Consider the following 15,766-nt stretch of genomic DNA (forward strand, 5'->3'; position numbering starts at 1 on the left):
GTGCGCGAAGCCTGGGGGGGAGTGTCATAACCTCGGGGCTTCCACGCTGTCGCGCGCGGCGCGCAGCAGGGTGTCAACGCCCAGGCCTTCGAGCTGCGCGTCGGGCGAGATCATCACGCGGTGCCGCAGCGCCGGCAGCGCCTGGCGCGCCACGTCATCGGGGGTGATGAAGTCGCGCCCGGCCATCAGCGCGGCGGCGCGGGCGGCGCGCACCAGGGCCATGGCGCCGCGCGGCCCGGCGCCGGAGGAAAGGCCCGGCCAGTCGCGCGTGGCACGTGCGATGCGCACCGCGTAGTCGATCACGCGCTCGTCGGCCTGCACCAGGCAGGCCAGCCGCTGCAGTTCGAGCACCTGCGCCTCGTCGAGGCAGGGGCGCACGGCCTCGAGCGGAAACTGGTTGCCTGCGCGGTGCCGCGTGGTCAGCTGCACGATGGCGTTCTCTTCGCCGTGGCTCGGAAATCCGATGTCGATCTTCAGCAGGAAACGGTCGAGCTGCGCCTCGGGCAGCGGGTAGGTGCCCTCGGTGTCGATCGGGTTCTGCGTGGCCATCACCATGAAGGGCTTCGGCAGCGGCATGGCCGTGCCTTCGAGCGTGACCTGGTACTCCTGCATGACTTCGAGCAGCGCGCTCTGCGTCTTGGCGGGCGCGCGGTTGATTTCGTCGGCCAGCAGGAGGTTGGTGAACACCGGCCCCTGGTGCACGCGCAGCGTGCCGAGGCTGCTTTCGCCGCGCGTGGCGAGGTCGAGCACCGCGTGGCCCGTGATGTCCGAGGGCATCAGGTCGGGGGTGAACTGCACCCGCGCATAGCGCAGCGTCATCGCCTGCGCGAGGGCCCGCGCGAGCAGGGTCTTGCCGAGCCCCGGCACACCTTCGATCAGCACGTGGCCCGAGGCGACCAGCGCCACCAGCGTCTGGTCGACCGCCTCGATCTGGCCGACCACGGCCTGGCCGACCTCGGCGCGCAGCGTCTGCAGCCACTGGGCCGCGCGCGTGAGTTCTTCGGGTTGGATGGCTTGCATGGACGTCTCTCGGTTCAGGATGTGGAGGAAGAATCGGATGAAGGCATGAACGGCCCGTGGGCATCGAGCCGGCGGCGCGCGGTTTCCAGCACCTCCAGGTCGACCGACATGGCGCCGGCATGGCGCGCTCGCGCGGCCATCGCCCGCACGAGCATCGCGGGCTCCAGGCCGGTGGCCTGGGCGATGGCCGCGGCGCGTGCCGACGCATCGCGGCGCGCGTAGCCGCGCAGCTGGCGGCCGGCGGACTCGTGCAGGGCGCGCAGTTGCGCCGCATGCAGCGCGTCGGCGCCATGCATGTGCAGGAAGCCGGCGGTGCCGCGCACCTGTTCGGCCATGGAGCGCCGGTGCGTGCCGGCCGAGGGCATCAGCGGCCCGAAGCGCACGGCCGCGCGCCAGAGTGCGGCGGCCAGCGCGAGCAGGCCCACGATCAGTGCCGCCCAGCCCTTGTGCCAGAGCCAGCGCAGGAAGGGTTCGCGCGTTTCCTCGGCGACGAACCAGACTTCGGCGCCGCTGCGCGCCTGCACCGCGGCGGCGGTGAGCAGCGCGTTGTCGGCGCGTGTCAGGCCCTCGTTGTGCCACAGGCCCAGGGGCATCACGGTGACGGTCCCGCGTCCGGCCTGAACGCGGATCGCCTCGGTGCCGCGCTTGCCCGCCACCGCCCACAGCGGCGGCTGCTTGTCGGCGGGCCGGTAGCGCGCCGCGGACGCCCAGGTGCAGATCCGGAAGCCGCGGCCGCCGGCGAAGCTCGCGGGCACGGTCTCGGGTTCGGTCACCGCACGGCAATCCGCGTCCCTGGCGGGTTCGGCGAATGGCGACCTGGGCAGTCTCGTCCTCGGTACGGGTGGCTCTTTCTCTTTCTTCTCGTCCGCCGCTGCCGGCTTTTCCTTGACCAGCGGAATCCAGCTTTCCAGCAGGTCGCCGTCGACCAGATGGCTGGGCATCACGAGGTGCCCGCCCTGCTCCACCCACTCGCGCAGGCGCCGCTCGCGCTCGGGGAACATGTCCCAGTGGCCGGAGGCGAGCACCAGCCGTGCCCGTGCGGGGGGCATGGCGTCCAGGTCGTCGCGCTTGACCACCTGCATGCCGAGTTCGCGCAGCATCGCCTGCGCCGCATAGAAGGAATTCGTCCTGGCCTCGCCGCTCGCGGGTGTCGGCACCTCGGTGTCGGCCCATTCGGTGGCCCAGACCAGCCAGAAGCCGATCAGTGCCAGCACGAGCACCGAGCCGATGCGGACCAGCCAGGCGCTCATGCGGCCACGCCTTTCGGACTGCCGGCCGGCGCGGTCGCGGGCAGGTGCAGGTCGAACTCGCTGCAGACCGCCAGCACCTGTGCGGTGGAAGGCAGCCGCCCGCCGTACGCCCCCAGTTGCCAGGCCCCGACCAGCCGCACGAAGAAAGCCTGCGAGTCCGGCACCAGCCGGGTCGCGGAGAGCTGCATGCATTCGCCCTCGGTGCTCGCGGCCCGCACCGGCACTTCGTGCGCATGCACGAGGCGCGACAGCGCACCGCGGTACAGCAGCGACAGCGCGGGCCTGTGCTTGCCGCGCTGCCATAGCGCGGCGGCGGCATTGCCGATGTCGTCGGGCAGGCTTTCGGGCCGGATGTCGAGGCTGCCGACATGGCTGGGCAGCGGCGCCTTGCCGGGCCGCGCGCCGCCGGCACGCACCTGCATCCATCGGTGAAGGCGAATCGCCAGCCAGGCCAGCGCCAGCGCGCCCAGCCCCCACACGAGCCAGCGCGCCCCTTCGGCCACCGCCTTCACGAAATCGCGCAGCCAGTCGAGGCTATCGGACTTCTTCTCGGCTTCGTCTTCCTCATCGTCCCGTTCCTTGAAGCGGAGCTTCTTCTCGGTTTTGGTGCCGGGCATGTTCGGATCGGCGCGCACCTTGTCGACCGCAGCCTTCACCTGCTCGCGCGTCGGCGATGCCTCAGCTGCGGCCACGGCTGCCGGCAGCGCCCCTGCGCCCCACAACACGAGCAGTGCGACGATCAACCCTCTTCCAGGGCTACCGCGGAACCGGCTTTGCCGGGCCGCCGGTATCGCCCCCTGAAAGGGGGAAGGCGCAGCGACACGAAGTGCGCGAACCCTGGGGGTGTCACAGGAACCCACGGCGGAACTCCTGTTCGATGTCCCAGGCCTCGAGCTCCACCCGGCGGTTGAGGTACATCGCGAAACCCGCCGCCACGTAGAACGGCTCCAGCACGCCGACGACCAGCGCATAGGCCCCAGCGGTCAGCAGGCTCTGCAGCGAACTGTCCGATTGCGTGAGCCAGCCGAACAGGTCCCTCACGCTGCCTTCCGGCGCAAACCAGAACAGCAGCGACAGCAGGCAGATGTCGAGCGACATTTCCACGTTCGCGAACACCAGCTGCATTCCCGTGGCCGCGCCGCGCCGTCCGTGCAGCAGCTGCGTGCGCCGCTTGCGCCGGGCGCTGCCGCGCTGGCCTTCGAGCTGCTCGATCGCCTGGGTGAACGAGCGCCAGGGCGAGAAGCGCCGCCACACCAGCGTGCGCAGCAGCTGCCCGCCCCACACGGCGCGGCGGTTGTGCCACAGGTCGGCCCAGCGCGTCTCCTGCCCGAACACCGCGCGCGAATGAACGAACAGCAGGCTGCGGTCGAACCAGGGCTTGAGCCAGAAGATCAGCAGGCTGGGCAGCCAGCCGGCGATCTCGAACGTGCACAAGGCCAGCAGCACAGTCACCACATACACCGGCAGGAAGGTGCGCCACACCGAGCGCGCATGGTTGCGCACCAGCTGGACGCCCAGGTCGGCGGCCTCGGCCATGGGGCGCGGCCGCAGCGCAATGGCGAGACCGTCAACCTGCATGTTCATCGGCCTTTGCGACAGCAGCAGCAGCGCGCGGCCGGCCCTGCCAGCCCAGGTATGCCAGCACCAGCGCCCAACAGGCGCCGCCCACGCCGTACTTCACGGCCGGCGCGATCCAGCGCGCCGACGACCAGAAAGCCTCGACCGCGGCAGCGATCAGCAGCAGCCCGATGACGCCGTAGACGATCACCACGGCATGGCGCGCGGCCAGCCGCAGGGCCTCGAGCCGCGTGTGTCTTCCGGGCGCGACCCACGAATAGCCGAGCCGCAGGCCGGCCGCGCCGGCCAGCACGATCGCCGTGAGCTCGAAGGCCGAGTGCGTGACCACGAAGGAGCAGAAGTTCCCGGCATGCCCCGAGGCGATCAGGTAGCCGCCGACCGCTCCGATCTGGACGCCGTTGAACACCACCACCGCGGCGCTGCCCACGCCGGCGAAGATGCCGGCCGCGAAGCAGCGAAAGCCGATGCCGATGTTGTGCATCACGTAGAAGCCGAACATCTGCCAGTCGTCGCTTGCATTGCGCGTGCGGCCCAGCGACTCGGCGCCATCGCCGTACATGGAATCGAACTGCCGCACGGCGCTGGCGTCGAGCAGGTGCAGGATGAAGCCGGGGTCGCGATAGGCCGCCCAACCGGCGGCCAACAGGGGCAGCACGAACATCAGCGCCGACACCAGCAGATAGCCGCGGTGCGCCCGCACCGCCTCGGGAAAGTCGACCAGCGCCAGCCGGGCGAAGCGTGCCAGGCCGTAGTCGTGCTGCCGGTAGATCAACCGGTGCGCGCTCTGCGTCAAGCCCTCGAGCCGCTGCGTGAGGTGGATCGGGTAGGCGCGCGCCTGCGCCAGCGCCAGGTGCTCGCACACGCGGCGGTACAGCGTGGCGAGCCGCGCGCCGTCGAATTTGCGTCGGGTCTCCGCGACGCGGACGACGGCTTCGAGTTCGGCCCACAGCGGCGCATAGGCGGCTTCGAAATCGATCGGCGTCATGGCCCTCTTCCTTCTGCTGCTCCTCGCGCATCGGCGCCGGCGCGGCGGCCCAGCACCCACTGCGCCACGCCGAGCAGGCGCTGCGACGCGGAAGCGCCGGAAGTGTCGGGGCCCAGCACCGGTTCGGCGACGCGTGCGAGTTCGTCGAAGCGCTCCGGGGTCAGGCGCGTCGCGCGCCCGGCCCACGACACGATGGCCACCTGCTCGCGCGCCGTCAACGGCCGCGCGGGCGCCTGCGGTTCGGCCGCGGGCACGCTGCCATGCAGGCTCACCTGGTCGCTGAACACCACCAGCGTGCCGGCGGCGAGATCGCCCAGCCGCTTGCTGTCGCCCCGCCACAGCATCGACACGATGCCCGCGCCATAGAAGGACGGCACGAAGTCGGCCGCGCGCAGCAGGTTGCGGGTCAGCGCGGCGGCGGGCGTCACCGGCAGGCCCGAGTCCATCACCACGCGCAGCCCCATCGCGCGCTTGCCGGGCGTGGCCGCGGCGCGCGTGAGCTCGAAGACCACCGGGTAGAGCCACTCGAGGCAGAAGTAGCTGATCAGCAGGATGCCGACACCCATCTTGCCCAGCATGCCGGCGGTGATCGAGATCGCGACGAAGATGCCGAGCCGGATCGCGAAGTCGATCAGGTACGCCAGCCCGCGCGCGACCAGGCCGGCCGGGCGCAGCGAGAGTGCGATGCCTTCCGGGGTCTCGGCGGTGTAGAGCGTGTCGAGGCGCACTGGCGTGGCGCTCAGCTCAGGCCTGCAGCACGACGGTGTCGGCGATCTGGTCGTGCAGGCAGCGGCGCGATGCACGGAAGATGAAGAGGCAGTCGACGAGCATGTAGATCGGCCCGAGCAGCGGCCAGATGCTCATCACGAACATCGGGCTGTCGCGCAGGCCGAGGATGCGGCCGATCGGCGCCTGCGTTCCGTCGGGCCGGGCAATGCGGATCCTGAACAGCGCCTTGCCGATGGTCTGGCCGCGTGTGACCAGCAGGTAGCCGTGCAGCACGAGGTAGAGAACGATGCCGGCGGCCGCGTCGGCGGGCCTGGGCACCCAGAGGCCGAGGCCGTCGTCTTCCCAGAGATTGATCGGCGTGAACTTCGCGAGGAGCCATATCGCGGCGATGGAGATGCCGCCATCGAGCATCGCGGCCAGGAAGCGCCTGCCGCGCGATGCAAGTTCTCCGGGCTGCGCCCGGCCCGGTTGCAGCACGTCCTCCACATGGGATTGCGGCGGTGCGTAGCGCGCATCCTGCGACTGGTCTTCCATGCCCGTCCCTCTCCGAAACGATTGATTTTCGGAAGATTCTAGGGCTTGGGTCCGTCAGGCGGATGACGGCGAGCGGGCTCCGAGCACGTGCTGCAGGCGGCGCAAGTCGTCGAAGAGCAGGCTCAGCGGCGCGGCCAGGAGCGCATTCGACGGCACGCTGCGCGACGCCTGCGCACAGCGGCCGAGCCCGTCGAGGTCGGGCGGGGTGCTCCTTCCCGCGAGCGCATCGGCCATGCCGGCGATGGCGGTGCCGGCAGCCTGTGCGGCTTCTCGCCACGTGGCCTCGGCCGCCGTGTCCCGCGCTTGCCGGAACACGCGGTCGAGCACCACGGCGTCCTGGAAGATGCGCGCCGCCAGCCGGGCCTTGTCGCGGTAGGGGCCGCGCGCCGTGGCATCACCGCGGCGCCACCACCGCGCCTCCAGGTCCGCGCCGTCGGCCAGCACGGCCAGCCGGCCCAGCGCGACGCGCGTGCCTGAGTGGATGCGCTCCGCCTCGGCATCGGCGGGCTGCCGCGCGGCCACCATGCGCTTCGCGATGCCGTGCAGCAGCGCGGCGCAGCTCTCGTCGAAACGCGCATCCGCGTGGTATTCGGACACGACCGTGGAGACCGCCAACGCCACCCCCACCCCGATGCCGATCTGCGCCATGCGCAGCAGCGCCACCTGCAACGCCGATTGGCCGGGGATGCCGCCGGCCGACAGGATGATCAACGCAGCCACCGGCGCGCTGCGCAGGCCCGGCGCGGCCGCGCTGGCAAAGGACAGCAGCATGACGACGGCCAGCGTGCTCGCGAGCGCCGGTGTGCCGTGGTGCTGCATCCAGACGCCGGCCAGGCCGCACAGCGCACCGGCGGCCGTACCGCGCACCCGGTTCCATCCGGCGTCGAGCGTCGAACCGGCGCTCGGGCGCATGACGATCAGCACGCTCATCACCGCCCAGAAACTTTCGGGCAGATGCAGGACGACCGCCACGCCCCAGGCGATGGCCACTGCCGCCGCCAGCTGTACGCCCGGACGCCAGCGGCCGTGGCGCCAGGGGTCCGTCAGGCGTTGGAGAGCCGGGGCACCGATCATGACTCGGCTGCCGCTGAATCGCTGTCCAGCGCGGCTGCGATGCCATCGATGAGCCCGCAAGCCTGCAGCAGCAAGGCACGCTGGCCGGCATCCAGCGTGGCGCCGATCGCCTCGGCCAGCGCCGCCTCGCGCCTGCGCATGAGCGCCTGGAGACGGCGCACGCCCTCGGCCGTGAGCGACAGCAGCCATTGGCGCCCGTCGCTCGGGTGGGGTGCGCGGCCGATCCAGCCTTCGGCCTCCAGTTCGGCCAGCAGCCGGGTCAGCGATTGGAGCTTGACGCGTTCGAGCCCCGCCAACGCGGTGGGGGTGCACGGCCCGTGCCGATGCAGCTGGCCGAGCACGCTGAGCTTGGCCACGCTCGGGCCATCGGGCCCGGCGCTGCCGCTGCGCAGCTGGCGCGACAGCAGCGCCACCGAGGTGCGCAGGCGCGAGGCGCATTGCGCCGGATCCGGGATGGGGGAAGCCATGCCCAGATTGTAAGACGCATCTTTGTACTTTGGCGTCCGAGCGTCAGCCTCGATTGGGTGACGAGTTCACGGGATACGTGACGGCGGGCGCCGCGGCGGGCGGTGAAGCGACCGGCGTTTCCGCGGGTGCCGCGGCTTCGCCCTCTCCTTCCGGGCCGTCGAGGAAACGGTCGAGCAGCGCGAAGAAGCGGTCGTAGAAGCGCTCGTCGGTCAGCGTCTCGCTCGCGACCTTCACCATCGCGTCGTCGCTGCTCGAGAACGGCAGCGAGAGCGAGCCGATCGCGCCCACGCCGAGGCTGGCGGAGTTGTTCACCTTCTTGATGCCGTAGCGGTCCTGCAGCGCGGTCGCGAAGGCCACGGTGCTCTTGCTGGCCTTGCCGCTCCTCGTGTTCTCGCGCGCGCAGACCACGCGGAACTCGACCTCCACGTGCACCTCGGCCGCAGGCTGGAAGCTCTTGCGCCCGGTGACGAGGTCGGTGTTGGCGGCCGTGATCATGTAGCCCTGGCTCAGCAGCGCGCGGCGCGCGGCCTCGCAGGTCTGGGCCTCGGTGGCCTCGTAGTCGCGGGTGTGGGTGGTGGTCGAGCCGAAGGCCTCGGGCTCGTATGACACGCGGTGCGAGGCGCTGCCGCAGCCGGCGAGCACGAAGGCGGACAGCAGGCCCAGCACGAGGACCGGGGCGCGGGCAAGAGAGAAGCAGGTGGGGTGCGTGGACGGCATGGAGCGGCGAATGCTAACCGGCGGCTCGCCGGCATGGCTTCGAGCGCGCCGCCGCGCTTGCGTTCCCTGTCGCGCGGGATTTTCAGGACCAGGGCAGCACGTGGTGCGCGCGCATCCGCGTCGCCGCGATCAGGCGCGCGTTGGGTGCGTCGGTGCTCGCCACCCAGGCGCGCGCTTCCTCGGCGCTGCGGCCGAACTGCTGGTGGCGCCGCACCAGGCGCTCTTCGCGCACCGCGTCGTCGATGTCCACGTACCAGACCTCGTCGAGCATCGCCGCCGCGCCGGCCCAGGGGCCGTCGTCGTGCAGCAGGTAGTTGCCTTCGGTGATGACCAGCTGCGTCGACGGCAGCACGGCAATGGCGCCGGCGATCGGCTCCTCGATCTCGCGGCGGAACTCGGGCGCGTAGACGATGCCGCCGTCGGGCCGCTGCTCGCGCAGGCGCTGCAGCAGCGCAACATAACCGGCGCTGTCGAAGGTGTCGGGGGCGCCCTTGCGGGCAGCGCGGCCGAGCCGCTGCAGCTCGACGTTGGCCAGGTGGAAGCCGTCCATGGGGACGACCTGGGCGCGGTCGGCGCCCACCGAGCGGAGCAGCGCTGCAGCTAGCGTGGACTTGCCTGCGCCCGGCGCGCCGACGAGGCCCAACAGCTTGCGCCGCCCGCTGGCCATGAGAGCCTGCAGCCGGACCAGGCCATCCGCGGGAATGGAAGGGAGGTTCTGCGCGGGCATGGTGGTCATGCCCCGAGCGTACTGCCTCTTCCTGTCAAAAAATCATGGGTACAGACCGCGTTCCTGGCGTGCCATGAGGATTCGTTCGCAGGCCACCGCATAGGTGGCCGTGCGCAGCGTGATCTTGTGCTTGTCCGCCGTGTCCCAGATGTGGTTGAGCGCGTTCATCATGATGCGGTCGAGGCGCACGTTGATCTCGTCCTCGTCCCAGAAGAAGGACGAGAAGTCCTGCACCCATTCGAAGTAGCTCACCGTCACGCCGCCGGCGTTGCAGATCACGTCGGGCACCACCAGCACGCCGCGCTCGGCGAGGATGTCGTCGGCGATCGGCACCGTGGGGCCGTTGGCGCCTTCGAGCACCAGCTTGGCGGTGGTCTTCTGTGCGCGTTCGGCCGTGAGCTGGCCTTCGAGCGCGGCCGGGATCAGGATGTCGCAGGGCGTTTCCCAGAAGTCCTCGTTCGGCACGATGTCGCCGCCGGCCTTGAAGCCGACCACGCCGTCGGTGCGCGAGATGGGCACCAGCTTGGCCAGGTCGAGGCCGTTGCTGTTGACGATGGTGCCGGTGTGGTCCTGCACCGCAACGATCTTGGCGCCGGCTTCGGCGAAGAGTTCCGCCGCGACCGAGCCCACGTTGCCGAAGCCCTGCACCGCGATGCGCGCGCCGCGCAGGTCCATGCCCAGTCGGCGAGCGGCTTCACGGCCGGTGACGAACACGCCGCGGCCGGTGGCCTTCACGCGGCCCAGCGAACCGCCCAGGTGCAGCGGCTTGCCGGTGACGACGCCGGTGGCGGTGCCGCCGACGTTCATCGAGTAGGTGTCCATCATCCACGCCATGATCTGCGCGTTGGTGTTCACGTCGGGCGCGGGGATGTCGGTGTGCGGGCCGATGATGATGCCGATCTCGCTGGTATAGCGGCGCGTGACCTTCTCCAGCTCCTGCAGCGAGAGCTTCTTCGGGTCGACGCGGATGCCGCCCTTGGCGCCGCCGTACGGCAGGTTGACGGCCGCGGTCTTGATGGTCATCCAGGCCGACAGCGCCATCACCTCTTCCAGCGTGACGTCGGGATGGAAGCGCACGCCGCCCTTGCCCGGGCCGCGGCTCATGTTGTGCTGAACGCGGTAGCCCTCGAAGTGGGCGATGGTGCCGTCGTCCATCTCGATCGGCACGTCGACGATCAGCGCGCGCTTGGGGCGCTTGAGTGTCTCGACCCAGCGGGCCAGCGGGCCGAGGTACGGCACGACGCGGTCGACCTGCGAAAGATACGTGCCCCACGGACTGTTGGCGGTCGGGCTGACGAAGGAGAGTTTTTCGCTCATGGGATATCCCTTGGTTTGTTCGGGTGGGCGCAACGATAGACCTCTACCGCGCGTCGCGCCATGGCTTATGCGCGCCGCGCTGACGGTTATGCAAGAGACGTTGGGACCACGCATTGCGCCGATGTAATCGCGGCGTGCGGCACCTGACGGCCTGCCTCCCTAGATTCGACCGGCATGCCGGCCCAGGCCTGGCATGGCTGGCGCCATGTCGGCGACGGCGAACAACCAAGGGACATCCATCACCATGCTGCACCGCACACTTCTCTTTCCCCTTCTCGCCGTGGCCGTTTCGGCCGCCGCGCTGGCGCCCCTGGCCGCTTCGGCCGCGAGCGAATACCACTTCGCGCCGACCGAGGCCGGCGTGACGCGCCACCCCGACCACGCCAGGCTGGATCCGTCGCGCGATCGCGTCGTCGCCGAACTGAAGACGGCGCGCAACCAGCCCGCATGGAGCGCCGTGAGCCGCGGCGCACCCTGGCCCGTGGCGCGCACCGGCCAGCCCGCCACGCGCGAAGCCGTGGAGGCCGAGGCCATCAAGGCCATGCGGGAGGGAACGATTCCGTCCGGCGAGCGATAGGCACCGCGGCTCATCGACCCCGCAGATGCGGCGCGTTGGGTAGGCAAGGGTAGGCCGCCGGCAACTCCCTGGTTCTATTTCCTATGGCCAGCGCCCATAGGCCGCATCTTCTGCAAGAAATTGACATTCGAGCCGGATAATCCTCCGATGCTCGACCTGGACCGCATCGATCTCCGGCTGCTGAAGATCCTTCAGGAGGATGGCCGCATCACCAACCTCAAGTTGGCCGAGGCGGTGGCGCTCTCGCCCACCGCGGTGCTGGCGCGGGTGCAGCGGCTCACGCGCGACGGCTTCATCCTGGGCTACGAGGCGCGGCTCGATCCGCACAAGCTGGGCCGCGGCTTCACCGTCTTCGTCGAGGTGCTGCTCGACCGCACCACCCCCAACGTGTTCGACCAGTTCAAGGCGGCCGTGCAGGTGCGCGACGAGATCATGGAATGCCACATGGTCGCGGGCGGCTTCGACTACCTGCTCAAGACCCGCATGGCCGATATGGCCGCCTACCGCGAGTTCGCCGGCACCGTGCTGTGGCAGTTGCCCGGCGTGCGCGAGACGCGGACCTACGCGGTGATGGAAGAAGTGAAAAGCAGCGCGCGCCTGCCGCTGGGGATCTGAAACACGGGCCGGTCAGGCCGGCTTGCCGTACGAGCGGCCGCCGAAAATGGCCGTGCCGACGCGCACCATCGTGCTGCCGGCGCTGATCGCTGCTTCAAGATCGGCGCTCATGCCGAGCGACAGCGTGTCTAGCGCGATGCCCGCGTCGCGGATCGACTGGTACACCGCATGCGCGCGCAGGCACAACGCGCGCTGCGCTTCGAAATCGGCCGCCGGCTCGGGGATCGCCATGAGCCCGCGCAGCCGCAGATGTGGCAAGACCGCCACAGCGCGCGCCAGCGCGAGCGCCTCTTCGGGCGGCACGCCGGATTTGTTCGCGCCGCCGTCCACATTAACCTGAAGGCATACATCGAGCGGCGGCAAGTGCGCCGGCCGCTGGGCAGAAAGTCGCTCGGCGATCTTCAGCCGGTCGATGCTGTGGACCCAGTCGAAGTGCTCGGCCACGGGCCGCGTCTTGTTGCTTTGCAGGGGGCCGATGCAGTGCCACTCGAGGGAAGCGCGCAGGTCGGCGAGGGCTTCGATCTTGTCCAGGCCTTCCTGCACGTAGTTCTCGCCGAAGGCCGACTGGCCCGCCGCATGCGCCTCGCGCACGGCCTGCGGCCCGAAGGTCTTGGACACCGCCAGCAGCCTCACCTCGGCGGGCGCGCGGCCGGCCGTTACACATGCCTTTGCGATCCGGTTGTTTACTTGCTGGAGGTCGTCGCCAATCATCGTCATAATCGTCCAAAATCGTATCAAAACGTCACCAGAACCGAGCCGAGGAGCCCCGTGGACATCACCCAATTGCTGGCGTTCAGCGTCAAGAACAAAGCCTCCGACCTGCACCTTTCCGCAGGGCTGCCGCCCATGATCCGCGTCAACGGCGACGTGCGCCGCATCAACGTCGATGCGCTCGATCACAAGGGCGTTCACGCCATGGTGTACGACATCATGAGCGACACGCACCGCAAGCACTACGAAGAGTTCCTGGAGGTCGACTTCTCCTTCGAGATCGACGGCCTCGCGCGCTTCCGCGTGAATGCCTTCAACCAGGCGCGCGGCGCGGCCGCGGTGTTCCGGACCATTCCCTCGAAGATCCTGACGCTGGAGCAGCTCAATGCGCCGAAGATTTTCGGCGAACTCGCCCTCAAGCCGCGCGGGCTGGTGCTGGTGACGGGCCCCACGGGCTCGGGCAAGTCGACCACGCTGGCGGCCATGGTCAACTACCTCAACGAAAACGAGTACGGCCACATCCTCACGGTGGAAGACCCGATCGAGTTCGTGCACGAATCGAAGAAGTGCCTGATCAACCAGCGCGAAGTGGGGCCGATGACGCTGTCGTTCTCGAACGCGCTGCGCTCCGCACTGCGCGAAGACCCCGACGCCATCCTGGTGGGCGAGCTGCGCGACCTGGAGACCATCCGCCTCGCCATGACGGCGGCCGAGACGGGCCACCTGGTGTTCGGCACGCTGCACACCTCGTCGGCGGCCAAGACCATCGACCGGATCATCGACGTGTTCCCCGGCGAGGAAAAGGAAATGATCCGCGCCATGCTGTCGGAGTCGCTGCAGGCCGTGATCTCGCAGACGCTGTGCAAGACCAAGGACGGCCAGGGCCGCGTGGCGGCGCACGAGATCATGCTGGGCACGCCGGCCATCCGCAACCTGATCCGCGAGGCCAAGGTCGCGCAGATGTACTCCACCATCCAGACCGGCCAGGGCTCGGGCATGCAGACGCTCGACCAGAACCTGACGGAACTGGTGCGCCGCAATACCATCTCGGCTGCAGAAGCCCGCGGCAAGGCGAAGATCCCAGAAAACTTCCCAGGCTAGCCATGAAGCCCCCCGGCTTTTCACTTCGCTGCGCTGCGTGTAACTCCACCCCCCAAGGGGGAGGCGCGGCCGCCTTGGGGCGGCCCGGCGGTCGGCCGCCGGCAGCATCAAACTAAACAGATCAAGGAGCGCTCTCATGGAACGCGATCAAGCCAGCCAGTTCATCAACGACCTGCTCAAGCTCATGGTGAGCCGCAGCGGCAGCGACCTGTTCATCACCGCCGACTTTCCGCCGGCCATCAAGGTCGACGGCAAGGTCACCAAGGTGTCGCAGCAGGCGCTGGGTGCGCAGCACACGCTGGCGCTCACGCGCTCGATCATGAACGACCGCCAGACGGCGGAGTTCGAGCGCACCAAGGAGTGCAACTTCGCGATCTCGCCGACCGGCATCGGCCGCTTCCGCGTAAACGCCTTCGTGCAGCAGGGCAAGGTCGGCATGGTGATGCGGACCATCCCCGCCAAGCTGCCGACCATCGACGGGCTGGGCATGCCGCAGATCCTGAAGGATGTGTCGATGACCAAGCGCGGCCTGTGCATCCTGGTGGGCGCCACCGGCTCGGGCAAGTCGACCACGCTGGCCGCGATGATCGACTGGCGCAACGAAAATTCGTACGGCCACATCGTCACGGTGGAGGACCCGGTCGAGTTCGTGCACCCGCACAAGAACTGCGTGGTGACGCAGCGCGAGGTGGGCATCGACACCGACAGCTGGGAAGCCGCGCTGAAGAACACGCTGCGCCAGGCGCCCGACGTGATCCTGATGGGCGAAATCCGCGACCGCGAGACCATGGAACACGCGGTGGCCTTCGCCGAAACCGGCCACCTGTGCATGGCCACACTGCACGCCAACAGCGCCAACCAGGCGCTGGACCGGATCATCAACTTCTTTCCCGAAGAGCGCCGCGCGCAGCTGCTGATGGACCTGTCGCTGAACCTGCGCTCGCTGGTGTCGCAGCGCCTGGTGCCCACCGAGGACGGCACGGGCCGCGTGGCGGCGGTGGAAGTGCTGCTGAACACGCCGCTGATTTCCGACCTGATCTTCAAGGGCGAGGTGGGCGAGATCAAGGAGATCATGCGCAAGAGCCGCAACCTGGGCATGCAGACCTTCGACCAGGCGCTGTTCGACCTGTTCGAGAGCCACTCGATCAACTTCGAGGACGCGATCCGCAACGCCGACTCGGCGAACGACCTGCGGCTGCAGATCAAGCTCAACAGCCAGCGCGCGCGCAGCACCGACCTGTCGGCAGGCACGGAGCACTTCGCAATTGTGTAAGGGCTCGCCCCCAGGCTTCGCGCACTTCGTGTCGCTTCGCCTTCCCCCTGCCGGGGGCGACACCTGCAGCCCGGCGAAGCCGGTTCTGCGGTGTCTCGCGACTGGATCGCGCGGGTTTCATGCCTGATGGGATCGGCTTTCTTGGCTTTAAGCTGTCGGCCATGAGCAGCATCAACCCCCGCACCTACGAATCCGTTCCCGCCCAGACGGTGGCCTTCCTTGGCCTCGGCGTCATGGGCGGGCCCATGGCCGGACACCTGGCCAAGGCCGGCCATACAGTCACGGTCTACAACCGCACGCCCGCCAAGGCGCAGGCCTGGGCCGCCGAATTCGGCGCACCCGGGCGCCACGCCCCGACGCCGCGCGAAGCCGCGGCCGGCGCCGACATCGTGTTCTGCTGCGTCGGCAACGACGACGACCTGCGCTCCGTGGTGCTGGGCGACGACGGCGCTTTCGCCGGCATGAAGAAGGGCGCGGTGCTGGTCGACCACACCACCGCCTCGGCCGACGTGGCGCGCGAGCTCTCCAAGGCCGCTCAGGCGTTGGGCCTGCACTTCATCGACGCGCCCGTCTCGGGCGGACAGGCCGGCGCGCAGAACGGCGCGCTCACCGTGATGTGCGGTGGCGATGCGGCTGTGTTCGAGCGCATCAGGCCGGTGGCCATGGCGTTCTCGCGCGCGGTCACGCTGCTGGGCGACAGCGGCGCCGGCCAGCTCGCCAAGATGGTGAACCAGATCGCCATCGCGGGCCTGGTGCAGGGCCTGTCGGAAGCCATCGCCTTCGGCCAGCGCGCGGGGCTCGACATGGAGGCGGTGCTCGGCGTCATCAGCAAGGGCGCAGCCCAGAGCTGGCAGATGGAAAACCGCGGCAAGACCATGATCGAAGGCAAGTTCGACTACGGCTTCGCCGTCGACTGGATGCGCAAGGACCTGGGCCTCGTGCTCGACGAAGCCAAGCGCAACGGCGCGCGCGTGCCGGTGACGGCGCTCGTCGACCAGTTCTACGCCGACGTGCAGCAGGCCGGCGGGCGGCGCTGGGACACGTCGAGCCTCATCATCCGATTGAAATAAGCTCGCCCCCAGGCTGCGCG

Annotated in this window: 18 protein-coding genes; 5 read left to right on the top strand and 13 right to left on the bottom strand. The window is 69.4% G+C overall.

The window, feature by feature from the left end; genetic code table 11:
- Window positions 1-24 precede the first annotated feature (24 nt).
- The 12 genes from PMI12_RS13765 to PMI12_RS13820 form a co-directional block, all read right to left on the bottom strand.
- Window positions 25-1,020, bottom strand: coding sequence for an AAA family ATPase (locus PMI12_RS13765; protein ID WP_007833282.1), 996 nt, complete (start codon window positions 1,018-1,020; stop codon window positions 25-27).
- A 14-nt stretch (window positions 1,021-1,034) separates the two neighbouring features.
- Complete coding sequence (locus PMI12_RS13770) at window positions 1,035-2,270, bottom strand: DUF4350 domain-containing protein (RefSeq protein ID WP_007833283.1); 1,236 nt, start codon at window positions 2,268-2,270, stop codon at window positions 1,035-1,037.
- Window positions 2,267-3,013 (bottom strand): DUF4129 domain-containing protein, encoded by a 747-nt coding sequence (locus PMI12_RS13775; RefSeq protein WP_007833284.1) that lies wholly within the window; start codon window positions 3,011-3,013, stop codon window positions 2,267-2,269. Before PMI12_RS13775 ends, PMI12_RS13770 begins: the two co-directional genes overlap by 4 nt.
- 103 nt (window positions 3,014-3,116) lie before the next feature.
- A complete protein-coding gene (locus PMI12_RS13780; RefSeq protein ID WP_237726093.1) occupies window positions 3,117-3,854 on the bottom strand; it encodes a hypothetical protein in 738 nt (245 codons plus the stop codon).
- Window positions 3,838-4,833 (bottom strand): stage II sporulation protein M, encoded by a 996-nt coding sequence (locus PMI12_RS13785; protein ID WP_007833286.1) that lies wholly within the window; start codon window positions 4,831-4,833, stop codon window positions 3,838-3,840. Before PMI12_RS13785 ends, PMI12_RS13780 begins: the two co-directional genes overlap by 17 nt.
- Window positions 4,830-5,561, bottom strand: coding sequence for an RDD family protein (locus PMI12_RS13790; RefSeq protein WP_007833287.1), 732 nt, complete (start codon window positions 5,559-5,561; stop codon window positions 4,830-4,832). Before PMI12_RS13790 ends, PMI12_RS13785 begins: the two co-directional genes overlap by 4 nt.
- Before the next feature lie 16 nt (window positions 5,562-5,577).
- A complete protein-coding gene (locus tag PMI12_RS13795; RefSeq protein WP_007833288.1) occupies window positions 5,578-6,096 on the bottom strand; it encodes an RDD family protein in 519 nt (172 codons plus the stop codon).
- A gap of 54 nt (window positions 6,097-6,150) precedes the next feature.
- Entirely contained in the window at window positions 6,151-7,170 is a 1,020-nt protein-coding gene (locus PMI12_RS13800; RefSeq protein ID WP_007833289.1) for an FUSC family protein, read from the bottom strand.
- Window positions 7,167-7,637: a MarR family winged helix-turn-helix transcriptional regulator gene (locus PMI12_RS13805; protein WP_007833291.1), complete on the bottom strand. Its 471-nt coding sequence runs from the start codon at window positions 7,635-7,637 to the stop codon at window positions 7,167-7,169. The genes PMI12_RS13800 and PMI12_RS13805 overlap by 4 nt, the downstream gene beginning before the upstream one ends.
- A 43-nt stretch (window positions 7,638-7,680) precedes the next feature.
- A complete protein-coding gene (locus PMI12_RS13810) occupies window positions 7,681-8,355 on the bottom strand; it encodes a DUF2242 domain-containing protein (protein WP_007833293.1) in 675 nt (224 codons plus the stop codon).
- An 82-nt stretch (window positions 8,356-8,437) separates the two neighbouring features.
- Window positions 8,438-9,091 (bottom strand): nucleoside/nucleotide kinase family protein, encoded by a 654-nt coding sequence (locus PMI12_RS13815; RefSeq protein WP_007833296.1) that lies wholly within the window; start codon window positions 9,089-9,091, stop codon window positions 8,438-8,440.
- Between the two features lie 33 nt (window positions 9,092-9,124).
- On the bottom strand, window positions 9,125-10,399 hold the full coding sequence (locus tag PMI12_RS13820) for a Glu/Leu/Phe/Val family dehydrogenase (protein ID WP_007833298.1): 1,275 nt from the start codon (window positions 10,397-10,399) through the stop codon (window positions 9,125-9,127).
- A 244-nt stretch (window positions 10,400-10,643) separates the two neighbouring features.
- On the opposite strand from PMI12_RS13820, the gene PMI12_RS13825 reads away from it, so the two are divergent.
- The gene (locus PMI12_RS13825; RefSeq protein WP_007833302.1) at window positions 10,644-10,976 is read left to right on the top strand and encodes a hypothetical protein; all 333 of its coding nucleotides are present in this window, start codon (window positions 10,644-10,646) and stop codon (window positions 10,974-10,976) included.
- Window positions 10,977-11,123: 147 nt separating this feature from the next.
- Window positions 11,124-11,591: an Lrp/AsnC ligand binding domain-containing protein gene (locus PMI12_RS13830; protein ID WP_007833308.1), complete on the top strand. Its 468-nt coding sequence runs from the start codon at window positions 11,124-11,126 to the stop codon at window positions 11,589-11,591.
- A 12-nt stretch (window positions 11,592-11,603) separates the two neighbouring features.
- Here PMI12_RS13830 and PMI12_RS13835 read toward each other — a convergent pair whose 3' ends face one another.
- On the bottom strand, window positions 11,604-12,308 hold the full coding sequence (locus PMI12_RS13835; protein WP_007833309.1) for a YggS family pyridoxal phosphate-dependent enzyme: 705 nt from the start codon (window positions 12,306-12,308) through the stop codon (window positions 11,604-11,606).
- Window positions 12,309-12,359: 51 nt separating this feature from the next.
- Here PMI12_RS13835 and PMI12_RS13840 point away from each other — a divergent pair, with 51 nt between their 5' ends.
- The 3 genes from PMI12_RS13840 (at window position 12,360) to PMI12_RS13850 (ending at window position 15,746) form a co-directional block, all read left to right on the top strand.
- Entirely contained in the window at window positions 12,360-13,403 is a 1,044-nt protein-coding gene (locus PMI12_RS13840; protein WP_007833310.1) for a type IV pilus twitching motility protein PilT, read from the top strand.
- 136 nt (window positions 13,404-13,539) lie between these two features.
- Window positions 13,540-14,676, top strand: coding sequence for a PilT/PilU family type 4a pilus ATPase (locus PMI12_RS13845; RefSeq protein ID WP_007833325.1), 1,137 nt, complete (start codon window positions 13,540-13,542; stop codon window positions 14,674-14,676).
- 161 nt (window positions 14,677-14,837) lie between these two features.
- Entirely contained in the window at window positions 14,838-15,746 is a 909-nt protein-coding gene (locus PMI12_RS13850; protein WP_042673388.1) for an NAD(P)-dependent oxidoreductase, read from the top strand.
- Window positions 15,747-15,766: the final 20 nt, after the last annotated feature.

Source organism: Variovorax sp. CF313 (genome assembly GCF_000282635.1).
GTDB lineage: Bacteria > Pseudomonadota > Gammaproteobacteria > Burkholderiales > Burkholderiaceae_C > Variovorax.